Here is a 23,589-nt window from a genome sequence, read left to right as displayed (position 1 = left end):
ATATTTAATTACATTCTTAGAATGATAATATCAATATGAAAGTAAGATATTGAATTAATAGATATATAGTTATAGTCTTTATTGAAAGCGCGTACTTAAATAAATTATTTTAAGTCAATATAATTAGAAGACCTGAGTCTGACTCAGATAGAAAAATAAATATAAAAATTATGATGCTGAAAATTTTTAATACACTTACACGCCAAAAAGAAAAATTTAAACCTATAACTTCTGGTAAAGTGGGTATATATGTTTGTGGAATTACTGTATATGATTTATGCCATATTGGACATGGGCGTACTTTTGTAACATTTGACGTTGTTACTCGCTATCTACGTTATCGAGGTTTTAATGTAAATTATATACGTAATATTACAGATATTGAAGATAAAATTATAAAACGTGCTAATGAAAACGGGGAAAATTTTCAACAACTTACAGAACGTATGATTTTAGAGATGCATAGAGATTTAGATAGACTTAATATCTTACGTCCAGATAATGAGCCCCGAGCAACACACTATATAGATGCAATTATTGAGATGATTAGCCAGCTTATCGAGAAAAAACATGCCTATATTGCCTCTAATGGAGATATTATGTTTATTGTAAATAGCTATAAGAATTATAGTTTACTTTCACAACAAAATATAGAGCAACTTCAAGTTTTTTCTGGAAGAAAAGTTAATAAAGCCAAACAAAATCCCATGGATTTTGTTTTGTGGAAAATGTCGAAATCTGGGGAACCTAGTTGGTCATCTCCATGGGGATATGGTAGACCTGGTTGGCATATTGAATGTTCAGCTATGAATAGAAAACAACTGGGTCATCATTTTGATATTCATGGTGGTGGTTCTGATTTAATTTTTCCGCATCATGAAAATGAAATTGCACAGTCAAATTGTATCCACAATGGTCCTTACGTTAATATATGGATGCATTCCGGTATGGTAATGGTTAATGGTAATAAAATGTCCAAATCAATGGGAAACTTTTTTACTGTACGTGATATTTTGCAATCTTATGATGCGGAAACTATACGTTATTTTTTAATGTCTGGTCATTATCGTAGTCAACTAAATTACAGCAAAGAAAATATTAAACAGGCACGAGCAGCAATAGAACGTCTATATATTGCTTTACGTGGTACTGATATAACACCGGCTACTCCTAGGAATAAAAACTTTATAGATCAATTCAATGCTGCCATGGATGACGATTTTAATACCCCAGAAGCCTATGCTGTTTTATTCAATATAGCAAGAGAAATTAATTGCTTAAAAATTCAAAATCCAAAGGCAGTACCAGGTATGGCAGCTACTTTACGATATTTAGCGGGTATTTTAGGTTTCTTACAACAAGATCCAGGTACTTTTTTACAGCAAAGTACAGCTATGGAAAAAAATAAAACACATGAGAACATTAAAAATGAAAATATGAAAATTGCAGCATTAATTAAGCAACGTAATAAAGCACGCAATTGCAAACAGTGGGTACTTGCAGATCAAGTAAGAGATAAATTAAATAGATTAGGTATTGTTTTAGAAGATAACCATAAAGGTACTATTTGGCGTCGTAGCTAAAAATAAATTCTTTAATATCATAGAATTTTAATAAACTAGTATAACCTATTTGGTACAGTACCTACTGCGCATTTAACTGCGCTAGTAGCAATAGATTGGGTTTTATTTATGATTTCAATCACTAATTGCTTAGCATTTTAAATATGTAACGAACGTGTTAAACAGTGAGTACAACAGACAACTAATAAATTCAATATTCATAGGTTTTAAATCTATCACTGACTATAAAATATGGTTTATGCTAAATAATAATTAATAAGTATATATTATGAATATATACCAAGGAATATTATAGAAATGAAAACTATCTCTAGATTACGTACTTTTAGTATACTAATGAAATTTAAATCAAAAATTGATTGCGGCACTCAAATACAATCTATTTTCGATCTGTGTTCAACCAATGAAAATTAGTAATTTATCGTGGTTTAGTTTATTAAACTGGAAAAATTTTAGTAAAATAGAAACCATATATATTTATATTTTTACACATATGTAACGCTTATTAGTAGTCATATAAATTTGTAATGCAAAATTATTCAACAATAATGAATATTAGGTACGCGCGTTCCCATCTTTAGATGTTCCTGAACCTAAATTTCATTCTTGATATTTGAGAAAACTGAACTATAATACTACTTACTTAAGTAAGTTTGGCTATAAAATTATTAATCTCATTCTTATTGCTCTATTTTTAGCAAAAGTATACTTTTATTTACAATATAGAATCACAATATATCCTAGTAAAAAATAGGAATAACAATATATTTATTTTTAAGGTAAAATTTTATCTATAGTAGAGAGTTATGCGCCCTTAGCTCAGCTGGATAGAGCAACGGCCTTCTAAGCCGTAGGTCACTGGTCCGAATCCAGTAGGGCGTATTATTTGAATACTATTTATTATTAATAATAGCTATTTTTATGTAAATATATAAAAAGTGCACGTAGTAGCCTTGCTTTTTGCATATCATCTTTATTTTCTAAATACAACATCTCTAATTTATGTATGTACGTTATTAAACGTGGTTGTGTAAATATTTTTTTGCGGTGTTCTAACCAAAAAATTTGTTCATCGTAATCTAACGTATAAGAAAAATTACGTGCCCGATAACGAAAAAGTAATGATTTTATACGAGGATCGATAAAATCAATATTAAGTGCTGGTAAATTTTGGGGTGCAGTGGCAAGGATGATATCCATTGATGCACGATCTGTATCATTAAAAAATCCGTTATATAACTGCGTATCTACGTCATCAGACGACATAAAATTTTCATGTTCGGAAAATAGTGCTAATGCCTTTTTTCTAATTTTTGGCTGCAAGCGCAACCAAGTTAAATTATCTAGACACTGCTGTCTATGGATACCTAATCTATCGGCATCTATAGAACGAAGTGTATTAGCTGGTACTAAAACCGGACACTTATTGAGATGTACTAGCTTTAATGGCACCGTGGTGGTATTATTTTTTACAGTACTATTTTTAGAATAGAAATCAGCATCTAGTGTATGGGTTTTTAAATTATCTAAAATTCGTATATCTCCGCTTAGATCACACACAAGAAGTTCATTAGAATTATATGGATTCCATGCTATAGGTGCTATCCAAGTAGTATTACCCCGAGAAGCTCCCAAACAACTTGACACATAAACTAGAGGTTTCATTGTTGTAACATTGACAAGTTTTTTCAACTGTTGCTTACGTCGATGGTGGTATAAATAGTAAAATAATTTTGGCTGTGCTTGACGTATTAATTTAGCTAGAGCTAGTGTAGCATAAACATCATCCATAGCGTTATGAGCATTAATATGTTCAATATTATTAGCACTAGTTAGATGTTCCAAACGAAAACTAGGTTTACCTTCATTATTGAATGGCCATTCAATACCATTTGGCCGTAAAGCATAACAAGCACGTACAACATTTAATAAATCCCATCTAGAATTACCCTGCTGCCAACTCCAACTGTAAGGATCGTAAAAATTACGATAAAATAAGTTACGACTAATTTCATCATCAAAGTTAATATTATTATATCCTAAGATACAAGTATCAGGAACACAAAATAATTTATTAATATGTCTAGCAAACTCGGCTTCATTAACACCATTACGTAATGCTTGTTGAGGTGTAATTCCAGTAATGAGTACTGCTTCAGGATCCGGTAAATAATCATTAGTAGGACGGCAAAAAAAGATATTGGGATCTTCTATTATTTTAAAATTGCTGTCAGTACGAATACTTGCAAATTGTGCTGGTCTATCAAAAGTAGGATGTTTACCGAAGGTTTCATAATCGTGGATCAAAAATGTATATTTATCTATTAGAGACATCATATGATCCCTTCTTAATTATTATCTACTATTTCAAAATTAGATAAAATTCTCATTGGAAAATGAATACTTCTAATAACTTTTTTCAAATATGGATTCAAACTAGTTAGTTAAACAGTAATTACTGTAGTAGTTATGCTACTACATACAACAAGATACTAAAAATAAAATAATAGAGTTGACCTTTAAGCCGGGTTCTGTCGTGGACAGTCATTCATCTAGGTTATCGCTCACACGATAACTCAAGCAGCCTACCCGGGTTCAAGTACGGGCCATACCATATGAACCCCTATTTGGCTTTGCTCCGGGTGGAGTTTACCTTGCCGCAAACTGTTACCAGTCGCGCGGTGCGCTCTTACCACACCTTTTCAACTTTACCTGATCCATTTGGGACCATCGGTAGTTTATTTTCTGTTGCACTTGTCGCAGATTTACACCTCCCAGGCGTTACCTGGCACCCATACCCAATGGAGCCCGGACTTTCCTCTACTTACTCTTGACTAATAGTTTCAAGCAAAGCAGCGACTGTCTGGTCAACTCTAAAAATTATTATAAGTATTTTAATATTATTGTCATCTATATTGTAATATTTTATAATTTAAGTTATTAAAAAACTTTACGTTTTTTTTTCCAATCAAGAGCATAACGATACATTATATTTTTTTTTACACCGTGTATTTTAGCTACCATCGATACTGCTTTTGTTAGAGGTAATTCTTCCAGTAACATCCATAATGTACGTAAATATTTTGTAGATAACACATTTTCTTGTTCTTGATAACCTTTGACTATAATAGATATTTCTCCTCGACAGCGCATTGGGTCCTCATTTATCCAACTTATAAGTTTACTAACAGGTGATCCATAAATTGTTTCCCATTTTTTAGTTAATTCTCTTGCGAGAACAATATAGCGCAAAGGACCCCAAGCTATAACCATATCTATCAAACTTTCTAGTAGTCTATGTGTAGATTCATAAAAAATCATTGTACGTGATTCTTGAGCTAGCGATTGTAAAAAATCAAGGCGTGCTTTACGTTTTGTAGGAATAAAACCTTCATAACAAAAACGATTAGATGGTAGTCCAGAAGCTGATATCGCAGTAATAGCTGCACAAGCACCTGGTAATGGCACTATGCGGATACGATACTCATGGCAAAGACGCACAAGATGATATCCAGAATCATTAATAAGTGGAGTACCAGCATCTGAAACTAACGCTATACTTTTTCCATTTTTTAGATGCTCTAATAAAATGGGGGTTTGTTGTTGTTCATTATAATTATGAAATGTAAATAATTTAGCATTTATAGCAAAATGTTGTAATAATAGACCAGTATGATAGGGATTTTCAGCTGCAATAAGATCAACACCTTGCAGTACAGACAAAGATCGATAAGTTATATCTCCCCAATTACCAATTGGAGTAGGTACTATATATAGCGTTGATGTAGAGATATTTATTTTCTGGTATTGATTCATTTTTATTTAAAAAAAATTTATTTTTATAAAATTTTAATAAATACAAAAATATTTGAAGAATTTTTTCTCTAATAAACAATTTTAAATATAGAAAAATATAATTTTAGTATATGCAATTAATATTTTCCCTATCACTATTAATATATATTATTTCAGTAAATTTACTGACTAGTTAGGTATTACCTCAATTATAACCAGTAGCATATAATGGGAGAGACAGTTTTTCTTCAGAAGATTCTGTATTCTTATGATTCTGTTAAAAATCAATTATTTACAGCAAAATTACTAAAGGATTATTGATACTGTACCTGTCTTCCTTATAAACAGGAAATTACTTATTTCTCTCATTATCCCTAAATTAAATTTTCTAGAATAGAAATTTAACGTTTTGAAAATTGTGGACGTCTGCGTGATTTATGCAGACCAAATTTCTTACGTTCCACTTGACGTGAGTCACGAGTAACAAAACCAGCTTTACGCAAAATGGTACGTAAAGTTTCGTCATATTCTATCAATGCCCGAGTAATACCATGACGAATAGCTCCTGCTTGACCAGATATCCCCCCGCCTTTAACAGTAATATACAGATCTATTTTACCTCTAATGTCTACTAATTCTAGGGGTTTACAAACCATAATTCTGGTAGTTTCGAGACCAAAGTACTGATCTAAATTACGTTGATTAATAATAATATTGCCATTACCATCCTTAATAAAAACACGAGCAGAAGAACTTTTACGACGACCAGTACCATAATATTGATTAATAACCATTATTGATAATTCCAATTAAATATTTAGAAATTTAGGTTGTTGTGCTGAATGATGGTGTTCAGTACCTTTATAAACTTTTAATTTACGAAACATAAGACGACCTAACGGTCCTTTTGGTAGCATACCTTTAACAGCAATTTCAATAACTTGCTCAGAATGACGATTCATCATCTCTTTAAAAGTAGCTTGTTTAATACCACCTACATGGCCAGTATAATGATAGTAAATCTTATTATTATACTTGTTACCGCTGACTACTACTTGTTCCGAATTCAATACAATAATATAATCACCAATATCTATATGTGGCGTATATTCTGCTTTATGCTTCCCACGTAACCTAAAAGCTATTTCGGTAGCTATACGACCAAGAATTTTTTCTTTAGCATCAAGAATATACCAGTCATGTTTAATCATTTTTGGTTTTGCTATAAAAGTTTTCATAAACTATTACCTAAATATTAAATTACACGTTAATTAATAAACATCTAAAGATTTAAATTTATTCTAGTTACACTAATTGGTAATTAAAAAATTATTCTTGCTAAAATAGCAAGTATTATAACTAATTTTTATTTTTAAATATATAAATGATTTATTATAAATACTTCAATTCTAAAACTAGATTAAGTTTTACTTTACTGTAGTTAATATAGTAATTTTATATTTTCTCAATATTTTTCATTTAAATTTTGTTGCTCTTCTAAATGAAATAGACAGTATTAATACTACTTTAAATTTGAATCTATCCTCTCATACTAATACAATATTTATGTTACTTGAAGATGATATCTTGATAAAAATATCATCTTTCTATTATAAAAAAATATTCTAATAGAATGGCTCATCTTATTTTAGATAACTAAGTTACTTATAGTAAGATACTAAATTCAATTAGAAGCTAATAATAGCTAACTGATACGCTAAAAATAGTTTTTTAAATAATTAATTATGAATAAATTCACTTGATTATAATTGAACTATTAAGATAGTTAAATTATACTTTATAAAAATTTTTGAATACTACCTACTTTAGAAAAATACTATTTAGTATAAATATTTTCGTTAGTTCAAAATAAAAATATTCAACTAACCAGCGAAGTATCTTTAGTAATTATTTTTTCTGATAAAGTAAAAGCAGCATTATTAATTTAATATTGATGTAGCTGAGCTTAATATCTCTCTTAGATTAGAGAAATTATTCTTATTCTAGAAAAAATTTCTCTACTATAGTTAATAGTAATACTTAAAGTAAGACGAAAATTTTACACAATTAATGTAGAAAATAATGAATACGAGATAGATTTTATAATTTAAAAGAAAATATATAATATTTCTTAAAGTTATCAATTATTATTAATGCCATCAATATGAACTTAACTACATAAGTAGTAAAAAATAAATTAAAATTAAACAAAATTACAATAAATATATTGAATTTTTTTCATTACCTATTTTAACATGCAGAGCAAAATATTAGTATAATACTTTTTCGAGTCCAACTATTGATAAAATAGTTTTAATAGTTTTGCTGAACTAAGAGTAAAAGTTGGTACAACCACTACTGGAAAAACTATAAAAATAGGTTTGCTACGCCATAGTAAATTGCAAACTGTATTAGTAATTCGGGATGAAAGTATCTTTGCTACTATGAATAAAGAATATATTCTCAGAACTACAAGGTGCCTCTATTTTTCGTAACAGTAAATTAAAAGACAGCACAAAAGGTATTCAAGTAAAATCTGTAGCCTTAATTTGTTGGCAAAAAGGTGATATAAGAGTTGGCATCATGAAAAAATACAAAATTATCTCTCCATTACGTAAATTTTGAGATAAAAATAGGCAGTAATAGCGCTTAATATCGTTAGGGGAGAAACTAATATTTTTCTATGATTACAAGAACGTATTTTCCTCAAAAAACTACAATATTATCAGCATCTGTTAAATTGAACTTATAGAATCTCATTCTTCTTATTAAGAAGACCTAAAATTAATTTTAGGTCTTTATTACTCTAATTATTATTTTGTAGAATCTAGAAAATTACGATACATAAATATCTTTATTAAATTTCTGCCGGCTAGTAGTCGATCGATATTTTATAAGATTATCATATATATTTGCGAGACTTATAGATTCTATTTATAGTTATGATATATATTTTGTTAAGGAAAACATTAGTTTATGTTTGAAATGAATTTAGTAAAAAACCGTATTCAAAATCTATCAGAAAGAATAGAAATTCTAAGGGGGTATCTTTAATTATGATCTGAAAAAAGAACGTCTTGCAGAATTAAAATTCCAGTTAGAACAACCAGAAATATGGAATAATCCCCAAATAGCGCAATTACTGGGCAGAGAACGTTCATCTATAGATAATATTGTTAAAACTATTGATCAGTTTATTCATGATTTAGAAAATATCACAGAAATATTTCAAATAGCGTCAGAAGAAGAAAAAGAAATATTTAGAGATATCCAAAAAGAACTGAATCTTTTAGAAGATAAATTAAAACAGTTAGAATTACGCAGGATGTTTTCTGGAAAGTACGATAGTGCCGATTGCTATGTAGATATTCAAGCAGGATCTGGTGGTACTGAAGCGCAGGACTGGGCAAGCATGTTGCTTAGAATGTATTTACGATGGTCAGAATTACATGGTTTTCAAACAAAAATTATAGAAGAATCAGAAGGAGAAGTCGTTGGTATTAAATCAGTTACTATTAAGGTAATAGGACCATATGCTTACGGTTGGTTACGTACTGAAACTGGTGTGCACCGTTTAGTACGTAAAAGTCCGTTTGATTCTAGTAGGCGTCGTCATACATCTTTTAGCTCTGCTTTTATTTATCCAGAAGTAGATGATGATCTTCATATAGAGATTAAGCCAGCAGATTTACGCATTGATGTTTATCGTGCCTCCGGGGCTGGTGGTCAGCACGTTAATAGAACCGAGTCTGCAGTAAGAATTACCCATTTACCAACTAATATTGTTACTCAGTGCCAAAACGATAGATCTCAGCATAAAAACAAAGATCAAGCAATAAAACAGCTTAAAGCGAAACTATATGAATTTCAGCTACAGAAAAAAAATGCTGAAAAAAAAGCTATTGAAGAAACTAAATCTGATATCTGTTGGGGTAGCCAGATTCGCTCGTATGTACTTGATGATTCTCGCATTAAGGATCTACGTACTGGTATGGAAACACGTAATGCTCAGTCAGTACTAGATGGGAATTTAGATAAATTTATTGAAGCGAGTCTTAAATCAGGATTATAAGGAACTTATATGTCTCATTTACATCATAATAGTAATGAAGAACTACGGTCGCGGTATGAAAAACTAACACAACTGCGCAAGCATGGTATTGCTTTTCCTAATAATTTTAAAAGAAATGCTGTTTCAAACCAGCTACATAATACCTATGGTAATAAAAATAATAAAGAGCTTAAATATTTAAATATAGAAGTCAGTATTGCTGGTAGAATGATGACACGCCGCATTATGGGAAAAGCATCATTTGCTACCTTGCAAGATATGGGAGGAGAAATTCAGCTATATGTTACCTGCAACGATATATATGAAGCTCAATATAATGAGCAATTCAAAAAATGGGATCTTGGAGACATTATAGGAGCACGTGGCAGGTTATTCAAAACACGTACTGGAGAATTATCTGTACATTGTAGAGAAATTAGACTGCTTACTAAAGCAATACGTCCACTTCCAGATAAATTTCATGGGCTAGCTGATCAAGAAAATAGATATCGACAACGTTATCTTAATCTTCTTACTAACGAAAAATCACGTCAAACATTTAAAATTCGTTCTCGTATCATAGAAGAAATTCGTCGTTTTATGATAGATAATGATTTTATGGAAGTAGAAACGCCAATGATGCAAACTATTCCTGGTGGTGCTAACGCTCGTCCTTTTATTACACACCATAACGCGCTAGATATTGATATGTATTTACGTATAGCACCAGAACTTTATTTAAAACAATTAGTAATAGGAGGTTTCGAACGTGTATTTGAAATTAACCGTAACTTTCGCAACGAAGGATTGTCTCCACGACATAATCCGGAGTTTACTATGTTGGAACTTTATATAGCTTATGCTGATTATCTAGATTTAATTATCTTTGTGGAGAATTTTTTAAAAACTGTAACACAAAGAGTACTAGGAACTAACTTTATTCAGTATGGTGATCTGAAATTAAATTTCAGCAAACCATTTACTAAGATAACAATGAAAGAGGCAATCTGCAATTATTGTCCAGAAATTATTCCAACAATGATAGAAAATATGATATCTGCTACCCAAATAGCTGAATCTATAGGAATCAAGGTCAATAAAAGTTGGGGTCTGGGTAAGTTACAGACAGAAATTTTTGAAGAAAAAATTAAAAATCATCTAATACAACCAACATTTATTACTGATTATCCAGCTGAAGTATCGCCATTGGCACGGCGTAATGATGAAAACCCTTTTTTTTCAGATCGTTTTGAATTTTTTATAGCAGGACGTGAGATTGGCAATGGTTTTTCAGAAATGAACGATGCTGAAGATCAAGCGGCGCGCTTATTAGAGCAAGCTCATGCTAAAAACAATGGAGACGATGAAGCTATGTTTTATGACGAAGACTATATCATGGCTCTAGAATACGGTTTACCTCCTACTGCAGGGCTAGGTATCGGTATTGATCGTCTTATTATGTTATTGACTAATAATCATACCATTCGTGATGTAATTTTATTTCCTACTTTGCGTCCCAAGCAAAAATAATTAATAACATAAATGATTATTAAAAAATAATCATGAGATATAGAAAATATTCATTTTGTACTGAGTATAATTTAAGGAAATCAGTATGTTGGTTATAAATCTTCCTAATGGAAGTCAGCGTAATTTTGCTAATCCAGTTTCTACTCTTGATGTAGCTAGAGATATTTGTCCTAAACTAGCTAAGAATTGTATTGCTGGTCGCGTTAACGGAAAATTAGTAGATGCTGTTGATATTATTGAGCACAATGCTCAACTGGTTATTCTGACTGCTAAAGATGAAGTGAGTATGGAAATTATCCGTTACTCCTGTGCTCATTTATTAGGACATGCTATCAAACAATTGTGGCCAAATACCAAAATGGTAAGAGGATCAGTTATCGAGAAAGGTTTTTATTATGATATTGATCTTGATCATTCTTTAACTACAAATGATATAAATTTATTGGAAAAACGGATGTATCAACTAGCTAAAAAATCCTATAACCTTATTAAGGAAAAAGTTAGTTGGCAGCAGGCTCGAGATATTTTTGTAACTAGAGGAGAAGATTATAAAGTAGATTTTCTAGATAAAGAGCTTAATCGTAATACATATTTAGAATTATATCATTATGAAGAATATATCGATATATGTTGTGGACTACATGTTCCAAATATACGTTTTTGCCAACATTTTTCTATTCAAAAAACTTCTGGAGTATACTGGCGCGGGAATAAAAAAAATAAAATGCTACAACGCATTTACGGCACTGCTTGGGCGAATAAAAAACAGTTAAATACTTATTTGCAACATTTAGAAGAAGCAGCTAAGCGTGATCATAGAAAAATTGGTAAACAGCTTGACCTATATCATATAAAAGAAGAAGCTCCTGGGATGGTATTTTGGCATAATGATGGCTGGATTATTTTTAAGGAACTAGAATCATTTCTACGAATGAAGCTGAAATTATACAAATATCAAGAAGTCAAAGGACCTTTTATGATAGATAAAGTGTTATGGGAAAAAACAGGCCATTGGGATAATTATGCAGAAAATATTTTTACTACTTCATCAGAAAATAGGGAATATTGTATTAAACCAATGAATTGCCTCGGACACTTATTGATTTTTAATCAAGGATTAAAGTCTTATCGCGACCTTCCGTTACGTATGGCAGAATTTGGTAGTTGCCATCGTAATGAACCCTCAGGATCACTACACGGATTGATGCGAGTACGTGGGTTTACTCAAGATGATGCCCATATTTTCTGTACTGAAGATCAAATTAGAGATGAAATAAACAATTGCATTCAAATGGTATATAATATATATGGTACATTTGGATTTGAAAAGATATTAGTTAAATTATCTACTCGTCCAGAAAAACGTATTGGTAATGATGATATTTGGAGCCGCGCAGAGCATGATTTAGCTACGGCACTAATAGATAATGGTATTATCTTTGAATCTAGACCTGGAGATGGGGCTTTTTACGGTCCTAAAATTGAATTTACACTTCTTGATTGTCTCAATCGATCCTGGCAATGTGGTACTATACAACTAGATTTTTCTCTTCCTAGTAGGTTGAATTCTTTTTATATGGGAGAAAATAATGTACGTATAGCTCCTGTTATGATACATAGAGCTATACTCGGTTCAATGGAACGATTTATTGGTATTCTAACAGAAGAATATGCTGGTTTTTACCCTACCTGGATTGCTCCGTTACAGGTAGTTATAATGAACATTACTGATAATCAATCAATATATGTTGTAAAATTAACGGAACAATTATCAGCAGAAGGTATTCGAGTAAAAGCAGATTTAAGAAATGAAACAATAGGATTTAAAATTCGTGAACATACTTTACGTAGAGTACCTTATATGTTGGTCTGTGGAGATAAAGAAGTAGCAACAAACAATGTTGCAGTACGTACAAGTCGCGGTAAAAATCTAGGTATAATTCATATTAATGATTTTATTGCAAAATTGAAGCAAGAAATTAGTAATTATAATCTTTATCAACATTAACTGGAGGACTAAAGTATTAAAGGCGGAAAAAAAGTTCCATCTGTGCGTTCTAATCGTATTAACAGAGAAATACGTAACGCAGAGGTTCGTCTAACAGGTATAGACGGTAGGCAAATTGGTATTGTTACTATAACTGAAGCCATTGAAAAAGCGGAAGAAGCTGGTGTTGATCTAATTGAAGTAAGCCCTAATGCAGAGCCGCCAGTTTGCAGAATTATGGATTACGGAAAATTTCTTTATGAAAAAAGTAAATTAGCTAAAGAACAAAAGAAAAAGCAAAAGGTTATTCAAATTAAAGAAATAAAATTCCGTCCTAGTACTGATAAAAGTGACTATCAGGTAAAAATACGTAACTTAATTCGCTTTCTTGAAGAAGGAGATAAAGCTAAAATTATTTTACGTTTTCGAGGACGTGAAATATCACATCAGTATATTGGTATTGAAGTTCTCAACCGTATTCGTAATGATTTGAGTAAAATAGCAATTGTAGAATACTTTCCTTCTAAAATAGAAGGAAAACAAATGATTATGGTTCTTGCACCCAAGAAACAGTGTAAAGAATAATAAGTAAGGAAGACTTCGTAGAACCTACGTTTTTCCTAAAATTATGAGGAAATAATAAATTTTATGCCAAAAATTAAGCCAGTACGTAGTGCTGTTAAGCGTTTTAAAAAAACAGCTTCAGGAGGTTTGAAACATAAACATGCTAATATGCGTCATATTCTTACTAAAAAATCAACTAAACGTAAGCGTCATTTGCATCCAAAATCTATGGTTTCTAAAAATGATTTCAGTTTAGTTATGCATTGTTTAGTATAAACTAAAACACATAAGCTTCTGAATGATCCAATATAAAAATTTTAGGAGATATTAATATTATATGGCTCGCGTAAAACGTAGTGTGGTAGCACGTGCCCGTCACAAAAAAATATTAAAACAAGCAAAAGGTTACTATGGTGCTCGTTCTCGAATTTATAGAGTTGCCTTCCAGGCAGTTATAAAAGCAGGTCAATACGCTTATCGTGATCGACGTCAAAAAAAACGTCATTTTCGTCAGTTATGGATTACTCGTATTAACGCCGCAGCTCGTCAAAATGATATTACTTACAGTAAATTGATAAATAAGCTTAAAAAAGAGTCTATTAATATAGACCGTAAAATATTAGCTGATATAGCTGTATTTGATAAATCTGCCTTCACTTGTTTGGTAGATAAAACAAAAAAAATTTAATATAAACTACTTGAGAAGTTAAAAATTTTTTATAGAGATTAGTATTATTGTAATTTACTAAAAAAAGTGCTTGAGCCTCCATCAGTTGGAGGCTTTTTATATTAAAAATTAATTCGTATGGATTAGTAATCCATAAACTTCAATAAAAAGAGGAAGTAATGCCCACAATTGAATTTTTTGTTGCTCAGGCTAAAAAAGCAATTGAACAGTCTCAGGATACTGCTACATTAGATTCAATACGCATCAAATATTTAGGTAAAAAAGGTATTTTTTCTCAACAAATTCATGCTTTGCGATATTTAGCTCCTGAAGAAAGACCAGTAGTAGGTGCTATAATAAATAAAGTAAAACAGGAATTTAAACAAGAATTAACTAAAAGGAAAATTATTTTAGAAAAATTGGCATTGGATATAAAAATAGCCACGGAGACTTTAGATATCTCATTACCAGGACGACGTATGGAAAATGGCAGTATTCATCCAATATCTTGGACCATTAATCGTCTTGAATCTTTTTTCAGTACATTAGGTTTTTCGGTAGTAAAAGGTCCTGAAATAGAAAATGATTATCATAATTTTGATGCACTAAATATTCCCGTACATCATTCAGCACGTACTGATAAAGATACATTTTGGTTAGATAATACTAGACTATTACGTACTCATACATCTGGTGTACAGATTCGCATTATGAAAATGCAAAAACCACCAATGAGAATTATTACTTCAGGAAGAGTGTACCGTAACGATTATGATTATACACATACTCCTATGTTTCATCAAATGGAAGGACTGATTATTGATACTAATATCAGTTTTACTAACTTAAAAGGAACACTACATGATTTTCTGTGTAATTTTTTTGCCGAAAATATACCAGTTCGTTTCCGTCCATCTTATTTTCCATTTACTGAACCTTCCGCAGAAGTAGACGTTATGAGAACCAACGGTAATTGGCTGGAAGTTCTTGGTTGTGGCATGGTACATCCAAATGTATTAAGTAATATTGGAATAAATCCAGAAATCTATTCTGGTTTTGCTTTTGGCATAGGAATAGAACGATTAACGATGATTTATTATCATCTTACAGATTTACGCGCCTTTTTCGAAAATGATCTACGTTTTTTAAAACAATTTAAATTTTAAAGAAGGATAAAATCACCACATGAAATTCAGTGAATTTTGGCTGCGTGAATGGGTGAACCCAACCATCGATAGTAACACATTAGCAGATCAAATTACTATGATTGGACTAGAAGTAAACAGCATAGAACCAGTAGCTAAACGTTTTACTGGTGTAGTAATCGGCAAAATAGTTGAATGCAGGCCACACATCAATATCAAGAATAATAAATTATTTATTAATACCGTAGATATCGGTGATAAAATACTACATAATATTGTATGTGGAGCAAAAAATTGTCGCACAGATTTAATAGTAGCGGTAGCAACTAGAGGTGCCTTACTGCCTGGAAATTTGAATATTGAAGCTAAAAAATTATTTAATGAGCTATCAGAAGGTATACTGTGTTCATTTCCTACATTAGGTATTGATGGAAATAATCATGACATAATTGAACTACCAGCAGATGCACCCATAGGAAAAAATATTCGTGACTATCTTCAGCTTGAAGATAACATTATTGATATTAACATCACACCCAATCGCCCCGATTGCTTAGGATTGTTAGGCATTGCTCGAGATATATCAGCTTATAATCGTATTACTTTCGAACCACCTATTATCCATAAAGTATTGCCAGTTATCAACGATAAGATATTTATTTATGTAGAAGTTACTAATGCTTGTCCGCGCTATTTAGGAAGAATAGTAAAAAATATAAACATCAACGCTAGAACACCATTATGGATGAAAGAAAAATTACGCCGCAGCGGCTATCGATCAATAGACGCTGTAGTTGATATCACTAATTATGTTCTATTAGAACTAGGACAACCAACACATATTTTTGATTTTGATAGTATTGAAGGCGGGATTTTAGTTCGATATGCCCAAAAAAATGAACAACTAACATTAGTTAATGGTAATAATATTACTTTAGCTTCCGATACGCTAGTTATTGCTGATTACAATAAAGTTTTAGCAATAGCAGGGATTCTAGGAGGGGCTAATTCAAGTATTAATTATTCTTCTACCTGTAATATATTTTTAGAATGTGCTTTCTTTAATCCGTTAATTATAACTAGTGCTGCTCGTCGCTATGAATTACATACTAATACTCTATATCATTACGAACGAGGTGTAGATCAAAATCTACCACCTTTAGCTATAGAGAGAGTTACAGAACTATTAGTAGCTATTTGTGGTGGACAACCGGGGCCAGTTATTGATAGAACATCTAAAAGATCACTTAGACAGTCAAATACTATAAATTTACACCGAAAAAAATTGGATCGTCTAATTGGCCATTTTATCCCTAATAATGATGTGAATGATATTTTAACCAGTATTGGTTGCAAAGTTAGATGCATCCTAGCAACAGATTCTTGGAAAGTTACAGCTCCTAGTTGGCGTTTTGATATATCTATTGAAGAAGATTTAATAGAAGAAATTGCCAGATTATATGGTTATAACATGATTCCTAATGTACCAGTACGTGCTAATTTAAAAATATCGCATTTTAGTGAAGAAGCACTACAGTTATCAAGAGTAAAAATGTTACTAGTAGCTCGTGGCTATCATGAAACTATTATCTATAGTTTTGTTGATCCTAAAAAACAAGCATTGTTTCATCCTCATCAGGTTCCATTAGTACTACCTAATCCTATTTCTAAAAATATGTCCGTTATGCGATTGTCGTTATGGACCGGACTTATTGATGCGTTAATTTATAATCAGAATCGGCAGCAACAGCGGATCCGTTTATTTGAAAGCGGATTGCGTTTTATTCCTGATAATACAGCTGAAATGGGAATTCGTCAAGATTTTATGTTGGCTGGAGTTATTACTGGTCCTAGATTTAATGAACACTGGGATTTTGATAAAGAACAACCATTAGTAGATTTTTATGACATTAAAGGCGATATTGAGGCAATATTTGATATTACTGGTAAATTAGACGATATAGAATTTAAAGTACAACAGCATCCAGCTTTGCATCCAGGGCAGAGTGCAGCAATTTATATTAAAAATGAATTTATTGGTTTTATAGGTATGATTCATCCTGAACTTGAGGCCAAGTTAAATTTAAATAGTCGTACTTTGGTTTTTGAATTTCTCTGGAATATAGTTGCTGAGTGTAAAAGTCATAAAATAAGTAATATTTCTCGATTTCCTACTAATCGCCGAGATATAGCTATTGTAGTTGTTGATAATATTGCTGTTACAGATATTATTAATGAATGTAAAAATGTTATTGGAGATCAATTAATTAATATAAATATATTTGATATCTACCATGGTAATAATATCAAAAAAGGTTTTAAAAGCATAGCTATTAGTTTAATATTGCAAAATAAAAATAATACTCTTGAAGAAGAAGAAATTGCAGCAATTATTGAAAAATGTATTTTTTCTTTAAAAAGTAAATTCCAAGCCTACTTAAGGAATGAAACTTATGTTTCTAATTAAAGTTAGAATTTCAGAATACTTATTTAAAAATATTAAATTAAGCAAACAGGATTCCTATTATAGTAAAATTATTTTTATAAATAAATGTCTTGCATTAGCAAATGGTAATTAAGTAAAATAATTAATATTTGTTATATATAAATTATTTTGAATAAAAATAATAGGTCAGGATATAATCCTAAAACTAGCCAAGTGATTCTTTTTGTTACTGCCAGCAGGGTAGTAACCTTCTGCCCCAGTAAAAAATTAAGAAACAATGATAATCTATCTAGGTAGATTAATAGATCTAACTATCTCAATTGTTAATAACAACTTAAGTTATTACAGACAAATAAAAAATAGTTGTTAAAAAATATACTTATAATATTGTTATTATTTAAATATAAATAACATAAATACGATATGGATTAGATAAATAAATAATTTGCTTATCTTAAGAATTAAGATTTTCTAAAATCTCTGCATCTAACAGAAAATTTAATGCATTATATTTAATTAAATATTAAATTATTTTTTATTTTCATAAATATTTAATAATACTTACTATAAGTATATACAGAAAAATTTATTGAATAAGAAAATAAATATTTTAATTTTAGAAGTATAATTTTCTAATGTTCTTAGGTAATAATTATGCAATTAGATGATAATAACATGGAAAGATTTTCCATGGAAAATAATATCTGGCACGGAGTAACCTTAACTAATTCTGCTGTACGTAAAATTAATAAATTAATGGAAGATGATTCAATTATGCTTGGGTTACGTTTTAGTATTAAAAAATCTGGATGTGCTGGTTTTAAATATTTTCTGGAAAAAGTTACACAAATTAATAACAATGATATAGTTTATGAAACTAATGGCGCGAGATTATATGTGTCGATAAAAGCGATGCCTTTTATTGATGGTACTGTTTTAGATTACATACAGCAAGGTATAAACTACGTATTTAAATTTAACAATCCCAAAGCGCAGTACACCTGTGGTTGTGGCAAAAGTTTTGGCCTTTAATTGATAAATGATTACTATTTTTAAAAAATTAAAGTTACTAAATTATTGATGAAAAATGATCGTTCTTATAAAGAAGGTTTCTTTACAAAATTAGCAACAGAAGAATTAGCGCATGGTATAAGAGAAGATGTAATACGTGCTATTTCAGCAAAACGTAATGATCCAGATTGGATGCTAAAATTTCGTTTAAATGCTTATGATGCTTGGTTAAAAATGGAAGAACCGCACTGGTTAAAAGCCCATTATAATCCTATTGATTATAATTATTATAGTTACTATTCTGCACCATCTTGTAATAATTGTGATGATAATTGTCAGTTACAATCAGGTATAATACCACACCAGTCTGGTAGTACCAAACATGTTAAAAATTATCTTACAGATAAAGTAGAACAGGCATTCAATAAGCTTGGAGTACCCGTTCGTGAAGGTAGAAATGTTGCTGTAGATGCTATTTTTGATTCCGTTTCAGTATCAACTACTTATCGCGAGAAGCTAGCCAAAATAGGTATTATTTTTTGTTCATTTAATAAAGCTATTCATGAATATCCAGATTTAGTACGTAAGTATCTAGGCAGTGTAGTGCCATATACAGATAATTTTTTCGCTGCTTTAAACTCAGCAGTAGTTTCTGATGGAACATTTATTTATGTACCTAAAGGTATACACTGTCCGATGGAACTATCAACATACTTTCGCATTAATTCTGCTAATATAGGTCAGTTTGAACGCACTATTATTATTGCTGATGAAGGTAGTTCTATCAGCTATATAGAAGGATGCTCAGCTCCAGTGCATAATATCTATCAACTACATGCAGCTGTTGTTGAGGTTATTTTGCTTAAAGATGCTAAAGTAAAGTATTCTACGATACAAAATTGGTTTTCTGGTAATAAAAGTGAGGGAGGGATTCTTAATTTTGTTACTAAACGAGCGTTATGTGCCGGTGCTAACTCTAAAATGTCCTGGACACAGTTAGAAACTGGCTCAGCTATTACTTGGAAATATCCTAGCGTTATTCTTCGTGGGAATAATTCATTAGGAGAATTTTTCTCGGTGGCTATGACTAATAGTTACCAGCAAGCCGATACTGGTACCAAAATGATTCATATTGGCAAAAATACTCACTCAACAATTATCTCTAAAGGAATTTCTGCAGGTAAAAGTGAAAACACTTATCGGGGGTTAGTAAAAATTATGCCCACAGCTAATAATGCACGTAATTTTACTCAATGTGATTCGATGCTTATCGGTAGCGAATGTAGCGCACATACTTTCCCTTATGTAGAAGCACGTAATAATACAGCTAAATTAGAACATGAAGCTACAATTTCGCATATAGGAGAAGATCAACTTTTTTACTGCTGCCAACGTGGTATTAGTGAAGATGATGCAATTTCAATGATAGTTAACGGTTTTTGTAAGGATGTATTTTCAGAATTACCACTAGAGTTTGCTGTAGAAGCACAAAAATTACTAGCTATAAGTATTGAACGCAGAGTAGGCTAAAATGGAGTTTGTACTACATGCTAGCTAGTTATAGGAATTAAAAATGTTATCAATTAAAAATCTAAACGTTAGCATAGAAGAGAATGCTATTCTTAAAGGATTAAATTTAGAAATAAAACCAGGAGAAGTTCATGCTATAATGGGACCCAATGGTTCCGGTAAAAGCACTTTAGCAGCTACTATAACGGGTAGGCAAAATTATAATATTACTTCTGGTTATGTATTATTTAAAGGCTATAATTTACTAGCATTAGAACCAGAAGAACGCGCTAGAGAAGGAATTTTTATGGCATTTCAATATCCTGTAGAAATTCCAGGTGTCAGTAACCATTTTTTCTTACAAACTGCTGTAAATACGGTTCGTAAATATCGTAATAAACCGCCGTTAGATCGCTTTGATTTTTCAGATTTCATTGAATCAAAGATTGCATTACTTAAAATGCCATCTGATTTGCTAACTAGATCTGTAAATGTAGGATTTTCTGGTGGAGAAAAAAAACGTAATGACATTTTACAAATGGCTGTGCTAGAGCCAGATTTATGTATTTTGGATGAAACAGATTCTGGTTTGGATATAGATGCCTTAAAAATTGTTGCTAGAGGCGTAAATACACTACGTAATGCAAAACGTTCTTTTGTTATAGTTACTCATTATCAGCGTATTTTAGAATATATAAAACCTGATCATGTTCATGTGTTGCATAAAGGCAAAATTATAAAATCCAGCGATTTTTCCTTGGCAAAAAAGCTTGAGGAGCAAGGCTATGGCTGGCTTACCAAATAATAACAATTCTTCAAGAACGTTAAAACAGTGGCAACAATTATTCATGAGCCAAAGTGCAACGCACTTTGCTGAATCTTATTCGCACTGGAATAATGTTAAAGGTATGGGGATACCTACCTGTAAACACGAACATTGGAAATATACCAAGCTGGAAGGTTTGCTTTCGCACCATTTTATTTCTACTACTGCTTGTAAGGTATCTATCGCTAATTTAGAGGCTCTAAGTTTTAAAATAGATGCTTGTAGGTTAGTTTTTGTAGATGGTCACTATGATTCATTATTAAGTGATCCAGATACTGGTTTCTGGAAAATAAAAATAGAAAAAGGTGCTGCGAGGCAATCACTGCCAGCTCCTATCCAACCTGAAATATTTTTACATTTAACCGAAAGTTTAAGCAAAGAAACTACTAGAATTTACTTACCTAATAGTAACATAGCAGCAAGACCGCTATATATATTACATATCAGTCAAGGAAGTGAAAATAAAGAAACACTTAATATGGTACATTACCGACACCATATTGATATCGGAGATAGTGCACAAGGTCAAGTAATTGAACATTTTGTTAGCTTAGATCCTAAAGGACATTTCTGCGGAGCTCGAACTTCAATGGTAGTTGGCAATAATGCACACTTAAGTCATATCAAACTAGCTTGTGAAAATAGTGCTAGCTATCATTTTGGCCATAACGATATAAGTATCAGTCGTACTGCGGTGGTACATAGTAGTACATTTATATTCGGAGCAAAGTTGACTAGGCATCAAACTAGCGCGCAGATGAACGGAGAAGGCTCTAATCTGGTAATTAATAGCCTTATTGTACCTTCAGGGAAAGATATTAGTGATAATCGTACTTATATTGAACATAATAATAGTTATTGTTTAAGTAGACAACTACATAAATTTATTGTACGTGATTTTGGTAAAGGAGTATTCAATGGATTAATTAAAGTTGCTAATAAGGCTATAAAAACCGATGGTAAAATGATAAATAACAATTTACTATTAAACCCTCTAGCTGAAGTAAATACTAAACCACAATTAGAAATTTATACTGATGATGTAAAATGCAATCACGGGGCTACTATTGGTCATATCGATGAAGAACAGATTTTCTATCTATGTTCTCGAGGGATTACTAGAAAAGATGCACAAAAAATAATAATTTATGCTTTTGCAGCTGAAGTAACAGAAATAATTTCTCAAGATGCAGTACGCAATATGGTACTAGCACATATCGCTGCGGCTTTGGAAGTATCTAAATGAATTATCCTATTGAAAGAATCCGTTCTGATTTTCCTATCCTAGAACGGAAAATAAATAAACTGCCGCTAATATATCTTGATAGCGCCGCTAGTGCGCAAAAACCTAATGTTGTTATTGATTGTGAAAGCGAATATTATCGGCAAGGATACGCTGCAGTGCACCGAGGCATTCATACTTTAAGTAGTGAATCTACTTTTCGTATGGAACAAGTGCGATATCGCATAGCAAGTTTTATCAACGCCGATTCTGTAGATGAAATTATTTTCGTTAAAGGATCTACAGAAGGTATTAATTTGGTTGCTAATAGTTGGGGACAATATAATCTGCGAGCTGGTGATAATATTCTTATTTCAGAAATGGAGCATCATGCTAATATTGTTCCATGGCAAATTCTAGCTGATAGAAAACAGTTATCTCTACGCTATATTCCTTTTCTTCCAGATGGGACGCTAAATATCTCTCTATTGCCGGATTTAATTGATCACCATACGCGTTTATTTGCGATTACTCAAGTATCTAATGTACTTGGTACGTTTAATCCTCTACAAAAAATTATAGCTCAAGTACGTGCATTAAGTAATGCAGTGATACTAGTCGACGGCGCGCAAGGAATTATGCATCAAAAAGTAAATGTCAAGAATATAGATTGCGATTTTTATGTATTCTCAGGTCATAAAATTTATGGACCTTCTGGTATTGGTATACTATATGCTAAAAAAGAACTATTAAACGCTATGCCGCCTTGGGAAGGTGGGGGATCTATGATCCGTACTGTTAGTCTAACTAATGGAACTTCTTTTAATGATATCCCATGGCGTTTTGAGGCAGGATCTCCAAATATAGCAGGTATTATAGGTTTAGGAGCTGCTATTGATTATATTGAACATATAGGTATGGAAAATATTCAAGCTTATGAGCATGGACTCATGCAATATACAATTGAAGCACTAAATCAAATACCCAATATAAAATTATATGGACCAAGTAACCGTATAGGTATTATTGCTTTTAATTTAATTCAGCGACATGCCTATGATGTAGGTTTGTTTTTAGATCGATATGGCATTGCTATCCGTACTGGACATCATTGTGCTATGCCGTTGATGTCATATTTTGATGTAGAGCACATGTGTCGTGCATCAATTGCAATGTATACAAATAAAAATGATATAGATAGACTCGTGTCTAGTTTGGTAAGGGTACAATATTTATTGAGATAAGGAGAACGA

At 31.4% G+C, this 23,589-nt stretch carries 19 protein-coding genes, 1 tRNA gene and 1 other RNA gene; 16 read left to right on the top strand and 5 right to left on the bottom strand.

Translation table 11 applies throughout. The features are described from left to right. The first annotated feature begins 173 nt into the window (after positions 1-173). Positions 174-1,583, top strand: a complete 1,410-nt coding sequence (gene cysS / locus A4A67_RS01410) for a cysteine--tRNA ligase (protein ID WP_067569669.1) — start codon at positions 174-176, stop codon at positions 1,581-1,583. A gap of 808 nt (positions 1,584-2,391) precedes the next feature. Further along, positions 2,392-2,465: transfer RNA gene (locus tag A4A67_RS01405), tRNA-Arg, on the top strand. A 21-nt stretch (positions 2,466-2,486) separates the two neighbouring features. Here A4A67_RS01405 and sbcB read toward each other — a convergent pair. From sbcB to rplM, 5 genes are all read right to left on the bottom strand, one after another. After that, complete coding sequence (gene sbcB, locus A4A67_RS01400) at positions 2,487-3,920, bottom strand: exodeoxyribonuclease I (RefSeq protein WP_067569560.1); 1,434 nt, start codon at positions 3,918-3,920, stop codon at positions 2,487-2,489. A 167-nt stretch (positions 3,921-4,087) separates the two neighbouring features. Next, an RNA gene (gene rnpB / locus A4A67_RS01395) (RNase P RNA component class A) lies at positions 4,088-4,458 on the bottom strand. Positions 4,459-4,523: 65 nt separating this feature from the next. Further along, positions 4,524-5,399: a 16S rRNA (cytidine(1402)-2'-O)-methyltransferase gene (rsmI, locus tag A4A67_RS01390; protein WP_067569557.1), complete on the bottom strand. Its 876-nt coding sequence runs from the start codon at positions 5,397-5,399 to the stop codon at positions 4,524-4,526. Positions 5,400-5,779: 380 nt separating this feature from the next. Beyond that, a complete protein-coding gene (rpsI, locus tag A4A67_RS01385; protein WP_067569554.1) occupies positions 5,780-6,172 on the bottom strand; it encodes a 30S ribosomal protein S9 in 393 nt (130 codons plus the stop codon). A gap of 15 nt (positions 6,173-6,187) precedes the next feature. After that, the gene (gene rplM / locus A4A67_RS01380; RefSeq protein WP_067569551.1) at positions 6,188-6,616 is read right to left on the bottom strand and encodes a 50S ribosomal protein L13; all 429 of its coding nucleotides are present in this window, start codon (positions 6,614-6,616) and stop codon (positions 6,188-6,190) included. Between the two features lie 1,738 nt (positions 6,617-8,354). Here rplM and prfB point away from each other — a divergent pair. The 14 genes from prfB (at position 8,355) to sufS (ending at position 23,580) form a co-directional block, all read left to right on the top strand. Then, a protein-coding gene (gene prfB, locus A4A67_RS01375; protein WP_102134971.1) for a peptide chain release factor 2 occupies positions 8,355-9,450 on the top strand; the annotation gives its coding sequence in 2 pieces (ribosomal slippage) (positions 8,355-8,429 and positions 8,431-9,450; 1,095 coding nt in all). A 9-nt stretch (positions 9,451-9,459) separates the two neighbouring features. Then, positions 9,460-10,959, top strand: coding sequence for a lysine--tRNA ligase (lysS, locus tag A4A67_RS01370; protein WP_067569545.1), 1,500 nt, complete (start codon positions 9,460-9,462; stop codon positions 10,957-10,959). 85 nt (positions 10,960-11,044) lie between these two features. Further along, on the top strand, positions 11,045-12,967 hold the full coding sequence (gene thrS, locus A4A67_RS01365) for a threonine--tRNA ligase (protein ID WP_067569542.1): 1,923 nt from the start codon (positions 11,045-11,047) through the stop codon (positions 12,965-12,967). A gap of 15 nt (positions 12,968-12,982) precedes the next feature. Beyond that, positions 12,983-13,531, top strand: coding sequence for a translation initiation factor IF-3 (gene infC / locus A4A67_RS01360; protein WP_067569539.1), 549 nt, complete (start codon positions 12,983-12,985; stop codon positions 13,529-13,531). A gap of 63 nt (positions 13,532-13,594) precedes the next feature. After that, entirely contained in the window at positions 13,595-13,786 is a 192-nt protein-coding gene (gene rpmI, locus A4A67_RS01355) for a 50S ribosomal protein L35 (protein ID WP_067569536.1), read from the top strand. Between the two features lie 61 nt (positions 13,787-13,847). Beyond that, a complete protein-coding gene (gene rplT / locus A4A67_RS01350) occupies positions 13,848-14,198 on the top strand; it encodes a 50S ribosomal protein L20 (RefSeq protein WP_067569534.1) in 351 nt (116 codons plus the stop codon). Between the two features lie 158 nt (positions 14,199-14,356). Next, a complete protein-coding gene (gene pheS, locus A4A67_RS01345) occupies positions 14,357-15,343 on the top strand; it encodes a phenylalanine--tRNA ligase subunit alpha (protein WP_067569533.1) in 987 nt (328 codons plus the stop codon). 19 nt (positions 15,344-15,362) lie between these two features. Then, positions 15,363-17,789 carry a phenylalanine--tRNA ligase subunit beta gene (gene pheT, locus A4A67_RS01340; protein ID WP_067569530.1) on the top strand — a complete coding sequence of 809 codons (2,427 nt, stop codon included), beginning with the start codon at positions 15,363-15,365 and terminating at the stop codon, positions 17,787-17,789. 147 nt (positions 17,790-17,936) lie between these two features. Continuing rightward, on the top strand, positions 17,937-18,065 hold the full coding sequence (locus tag A4A67_RS01705; protein WP_197638522.1) for an HU family DNA-binding protein: 129 nt from the start codon (positions 17,937-17,939) through the stop codon (positions 18,063-18,065). 357 nt (positions 18,066-18,422) lie between these two features. Then, the gene (gene sufA, locus A4A67_RS01335; protein WP_067569527.1) at positions 18,423-18,800 is read left to right on the top strand and encodes a Fe-S cluster assembly scaffold SufA; all 378 of its coding nucleotides are present in this window, start codon (positions 18,423-18,425) and stop codon (positions 18,798-18,800) included. 48 nt (positions 18,801-18,848) lie between these two features. Further along, a complete protein-coding gene (sufB, locus tag A4A67_RS01330; protein WP_067569524.1) occupies positions 18,849-20,309 on the top strand; it encodes a Fe-S cluster assembly protein SufB in 1,461 nt (486 codons plus the stop codon). 43 nt (positions 20,310-20,352) lie between these two features. Next, a complete protein-coding gene (gene sufC, locus A4A67_RS01325) occupies positions 20,353-21,093 on the top strand; it encodes a Fe-S cluster assembly ATPase SufC (RefSeq protein WP_067569521.1) in 741 nt (246 codons plus the stop codon). Continuing rightward, positions 21,074-22,360: a Fe-S cluster assembly protein SufD gene (sufD, locus tag A4A67_RS01320; RefSeq protein ID WP_067569518.1), complete on the top strand. Its 1,287-nt coding sequence runs from the start codon at positions 21,074-21,076 to the stop codon at positions 22,358-22,360. Before sufC ends, sufD begins: the two co-directional genes overlap by 20 nt. After that, on the top strand, positions 22,357-23,580 hold the full coding sequence (gene sufS, locus A4A67_RS01315; RefSeq protein WP_067569515.1) for a cysteine desulfurase SufS: 1,224 nt from the start codon (positions 22,357-22,359) through the stop codon (positions 23,578-23,580). The genes sufD and sufS overlap by 4 nt, the downstream gene beginning before the upstream one ends. Positions 23,581-23,589 lie beyond the last annotated feature (9 nt).

The sequence above is a fragment of the Candidatus Mikella endobia genome, from assembly GCF_900048045.1.
Taxonomy (GTDB): domain Bacteria; phylum Pseudomonadota; class Gammaproteobacteria; order Enterobacterales; family Enterobacteriaceae; genus Mikella; species Mikella endobia.
This window is presented reverse-complemented; position numbering and strand designations above follow the sequence as displayed.